General features: G+C 71.9%; 4 protein-coding genes. 2 read left to right on the top strand and 2 right to left on the bottom strand.

Going from position 1 to position 4808, the window contains the following annotated elements:
• Positions 1 to 41: 41 nt before the first annotated feature.
• Both ACFXMF_RS46810 and ACFXMF_RS46805 read right to left on the bottom strand, forming a co-directional pair.
• Positions 42 to 704, bottom strand: a complete 663-nt coding sequence (locus tag ACFXMF_RS46810; protein ID WP_360309085.1) for a response regulator transcription factor — start codon at positions 702 to 704, stop codon at positions 42 to 44.
• Positions 701 to 1747, bottom strand: coding sequence for a histidine kinase (locus ACFXMF_RS46805; RefSeq protein ID WP_360309087.1), 1047 nt, complete (start codon positions 1745 to 1747; stop codon positions 701 to 703). Before ACFXMF_RS46805 ends, ACFXMF_RS46810 begins: the two co-directional genes overlap by 4 nt.
• 372 nt (positions 1748 to 2119) lie before the next feature.
• On the opposite strand from ACFXMF_RS46805, the gene ACFXMF_RS46800 reads away from it, so the two are divergent.
• A complete protein-coding gene (locus ACFXMF_RS46800; protein ID WP_379992267.1) occupies positions 2120 to 2821 on the top strand; it encodes a DUF2306 domain-containing protein in 702 nt (233 codons plus the stop codon).
• Between the two features lie 151 nt (positions 2822 to 2972).
• Positions 2973 to 4760: a histidinol-phosphatase gene (locus ACFXMF_RS46795; RefSeq protein ID WP_360309091.1), complete on the top strand. Its 1788-nt coding sequence runs from the start codon at positions 2973 to 2975 to the stop codon at positions 4758 to 4760.
• Positions 4761 to 4808: the final 48 nt, after the last annotated feature.

The following is a 4808-nucleotide window of genomic DNA, read 5'->3' as shown; positions in this document are numbered from 1 at the left end:
GCCCACGCCCCCCCCCCCACCCCCCAGGGGTGTTGCCCGGCTCACTCCGGGACGGTGAGTGCTCCTCGGTAGGCGAACCCGGTCCGGTAGGCCCACACCACCGCCTGGGTGCGGTCGCGCACGTCCAGCTTGGCCAGCACGTGTTTGACGTGCGTCTTGACCGTCTCCACCGACAGGTGCAGGGTGCGGGCGATCTCGGTGTTCGACAGGCCCAGCGCCATCGCCCGCAACACGTCCGCCTCCCGCTCGGTGAGTCGGGCCGCTCGCGCGTGGTCCGGACCCACCCGCGCGGCGTGCGACGCGAACAGTCTGCGGGCCACCGCCGGCGACACCACCGCGTCGCCCGCCGCGACCGTACGAATCGCCGCGACCAGTTCCTCGGGCGTGGCCCGCTTGAGCAGGAATCCGTCCGCGCCGGCGGTGATCGCGTCGTCCACCACCTCGTCCAGGTCGAACGTGGTGAGTACCAGCACTCGCGGGCGATCGGGAACGGCCAGCAGATCCCGGGTCGCGGAGACCCCGTCGCGGACCGGCATCCGGATGTCCATCACCACCACGTCGGGGCGATGTTCGAGCGCGCCGCGCACCGCCTCGACCCCGTTCGCCGCCTCGCCCACGACTTCGATGCCCGGCTCGGCCCGGAGCAGCGCGGTCAACCCGCTGCGTACCAACGCGTCGTCGTCGACCAGCAGGACCCGGATCACGAGAGCGCCTCGGCCGGCAGCGTCGCCCGTACCCGAAAGCCCGCCTGGATCGGCCCCGCCTCCACCTCGCCACCGACCAGACGGGCCCGCTCGCGCATGTTGGCCAGGCCGCGTCCGGGCGGGCCGACCGGCAGATGTCGGCCCTGGTTGACGATCTCCAGCACCACCGTGCCGCCCGACCGGACCAGGTCCACCTCGATCCGACCGGTCTCGGTGTGTCGCAGCGCGTTGGTCAGCGCCTCCTGCACGATCCGGTGCAGCGCCCGGGCGACCCCCTCGCTCACCTCGACCTCCTCGGCGTTCAGCCGCAACTCCCGCCCCGCGGCCCGGACCCGTTCCACCAGGCCGGTCAGATCGGTGACCGGCTCGGCCGCGTGCAACACCCGTACCAGGCGGTCCAGTTCGCCGAGCGCCTCGCGGCCGACGCTCTCGATATTGCCCAACGCCTCGCGCACGAAGGACGGATCGTCGGCGAACACCCGCCGACCGACCCCCGCCTGCATCACCATCACGTTCACCGCGTGTCCGATCGCGTCGTGCAATTCGCGGGCCAGTTCGGTGCGTTCCTCGGCCCGCACCCGGGCGTGTTCGGCGATCGAGACGGCCCGTCGGCTGCGGGCCGCGTCGCCGGTGACGGTGGCCAGCAGGAAGCACACCGTCACGCCGAACACGTCCGCACCGCCGACCGGCGCACGATCGAGGAGGACGTATCCGGCCACCGCCGCCAATTCCAGCGTCGATCCGATGATCCGGGCGGTCGCACCCCGCAGCGAGAACAGGGTGAACAGCGATATCCAGGCCGGCCACTGGGTCACCGTGGTCGCGTAGCCCGCCGCCGCGTTGATCACCACGAAGGCCGAGGTGGCGAAGACCACCGCGATCGGCGCCACCCGGCGCCAGAGCAAGCACAGCGCGGACCCGACGGCGAGCCCGACACCCACCGCGTCCAACGCGTGGTACGGCGGACCGGCCGGCGCGAACAGGGTCACCGAGGCCGCCGCGACCACGAATCCCAGGGTCAGCCAGGCGTCGGAAATACGCATGCCCCATCCTGCACCGGCACCGGCCGCACCGGTCCACCTCCCCTCGGTGGAGGCGCGTCTCCCTCGCAGGAGGGAGGCGATTCCCCCCGCTGCGAGGGGTGACCCGAACACCCCGTGTTTTCTAGCGTTGCAGGCACGCAACACGGGACACGCGGTGCCGCACGCCCGGCGCGAGATCCACCGTGCAAGACGCACCGGCCGGATCCCACCGCGCGAAACCCACGGCACGCGACGCACGGCACGGGGCACACGGCGCGAGAGACACCCGCCCAAGACACACCGCACGACACACGCAACGCAGGACACCCACCGCAGGAGCGGAGCCGGCAGCCGGAAAACGCGGTGCCGGCCCGCGGGAAAGGACGCCCGGAGATGACAGTGGTGACACACGACCCGACCCGACGACGCACGGTCGGGGTCTGGTGGTTGGCCCTGAGCGCCCTGGCCATCGCGGTGTTCGCGCCGCTCCCCTATCTGACCAACACCCTGACCGAACTGGCCTCGGACGACGGTGATATCGCCGCGAACTACGCGGATCGCCCACTATGGGCCCGGGCCTTCCTCTACGCCCACATCGTCGCCGCCGGACTGGCCCTGCTGCTGTCCCCGGGCCAACTGTCCTCCCGGGTGCGGCGCCGATCGCCTCGGCTGCACCGGATCTGCGGTCGGGTGACGCTGGCCTGCATCCTGGTCGGCGGCGCGGCCGGCCTGGTACTCGCGCCGCTGAACCTGACCGGCGCGGTGGGCACGGCCGGCTTCGGCCTGCTCGCGGTGTCGTGGGTGGCCTGCGCCCTGATGGGCCTGCGGACCATCCGCCGCGGCGCGGTCGCCGAACACCGGCGTTGGATGCAGCGCGCCTTCGCGTTCACCTACGCGGCGGTGACCCTGCGCCTGTGGCTGGTGCTGCTGGTCCCGATAACCGACTTCGACCGCGCCTACAAAGTCGTCCCGTTCCTGTGCTGGGTGCCCAACCTGATCGTGGTCGAACTGCTGCTGCGCCGGCGCGGAGCACGCTCACCGGGCCCGGAGCGGTCCGCCCGCGAGGTCCCCGATCCGCAGGTGCACACCGGCTGACCGGCGGAATCCGGTCGAAGCCGGCCGAGCCGGACAACCCAAGATCATTCTGCCCGTCACGTGCGCGGTGGCCGGATGTCGCCTATTCGCCACCTACGGCCCATAGCGTCTGCGGCGGCATCCGCCGACGCCCCCGACCGGAGGAACGCACATGACGACCGAGGACCACTCGCACCGACCCGACGACCACCTCGCTCCGCGGTTGCCCGAGTGGGCGGACCCGGAGGTGGCCGAGGATCGGCTCGACGCGCAGGGCGTGTCCCGGCGTGGCCTGATCGGTCGAGCCGGCCTGTTCGGAGCCGGCTTCCTCGGCGCGTCGGCGCTCGGCGCGGTGGGTGCCGGTACGGCTGCCGCGGCCGAATCCGACGACGCGGTGCAGGCGAGTTCGCGACCGGGCCAGGACGGCCCGCCCGCCAAGTTCGTCTACCTGGTGGGCGACCACCACGTGCACACGGTCTACAGCCACGACGCGAAGTACGGCTTCGCGCAATCCGCGGCGCAGGGTCGGCAGTTCGGCCTGGACTGGATCGTCTACACCGAGCACGCCAATTTCGGCCACGCCAACGCCGGCGGCGCGGAGCGCGAGCACGCGGAGATCGTCAAGGCCCGCCAGGAGAACCCCCGGGTACTGATCTTCCAGGGCCTGGAGTGGTACGTCCCCGCCGCCGAGCACGCCACCGTGATGGTCGCGCCCGGCCGCAACGAGGTGGAGTTGCTGCGCCGATTCGAGCTGACCTTCGACGCCAAGCTCAACAAGTTCGACGTGGGCGCCCCCGGCGACCCGGTCACCGCCGCCAACGAGGCCAAGGCGGTGGAGGCGATCCGCTGGCTGGGTCAGCGCAAGCGCGAGGGCTTCGTCGAGGACGTCCTGGTACTGGCCAACCACCCCAGCCGGTTGGGCATCGTCTCGCCGCACGAACTGCGCGCCTGGCACGACGCGGACCCCTCGATCTTCCTCGGCTTCGAGGGCGCGCCCGGCTCGCAGGCCAACGCCGACCCGGCCTGGGTGAAGTTCCGCGAGGGCCAGTCGGGGCCGGGCACCTTCCAGCGCGGCGAGTACCAGAACGCCCCGTCAGCGCAGAGCTGGCCGCGGTACCCGGCCGAGACCTACCGCACGCACGGCGGCTTCGACTGGATGACCGCGACGGTCGGCGGCATGTGGGACGCACTGCTCGCCGAGGGCCGGATGTGGTCGGTCACCTCGAACTCGGACAACCACCGCACCATGTTCGACACCTACGCGGACGGCGCCTACCCGCCCGGCAAGGGCTTCGACGACCTGGGCTCCAAGCCGCTGCCCGTGGACACCGGGGTTCCGCAGCCCGGCAGCGACTTCTGGCCCGGTCAGTTCAGCCGCACCCACGTGGGTGTCGAACGGTTCGGCTACCGCGACGTGATGGCCGGGCTCCGGGCCGGGCGGGTGTGGGTGGACCACGGCCAGCTCCTGGACGGCCTGGACGTGTGGATGGTCGCCGACAACGGCCACACCGAACCGGTCACCCTGGGCGGCCGGTTGCCGTTGGCGGCCAATCGCGGCGCCACCCTCTACATCCGGGTCACCACCGCCAGTCGGCCCAACTACCACGGCGAGGTGCCCAAGCTCGCGCATGTGGACGTGATCACCGGCACGGTCACCGGCAAGTCCCGCGACGCGGACTCGTGGCAGGCCCCGGACACCCGGGTGAGCAAGCGCATCGACGTGTCCGGCCGCACCGGCACCTACACGCTGAAGGTGCAACTGCCGCGCCGGAACAAGCCGTACTACGTCCGGCTGCGGGGCAGCGACGGAAACCGGCACGGCGTGGGCCCGTTCGGCGCCGGCGTCGACCCGGCCGGCCCGATCCAGCACCCGAACAACGACGGCGACCCGTGGCGCGACATCTGGTTCTACAGCAACCCGATCTTCGTCGACGTCAAGGGCTCGCACTGGGGCAACTGACGCCCACCGCGTTGCGCGAACGAGGCCGGGCCGGGGCAATCAGCCCGC

The sequence above is a fragment of the Embleya sp. NPDC059213 genome (assembly GCF_042754445.1).
GTDB lineage: Bacteria > Actinomycetota > Actinomycetes > Streptomycetales > Streptomycetaceae > Embleya.
Note: the sequence above shows the minus strand (reverse complement) of the source record. Positions and strands in the feature narration are given on the sequence as shown.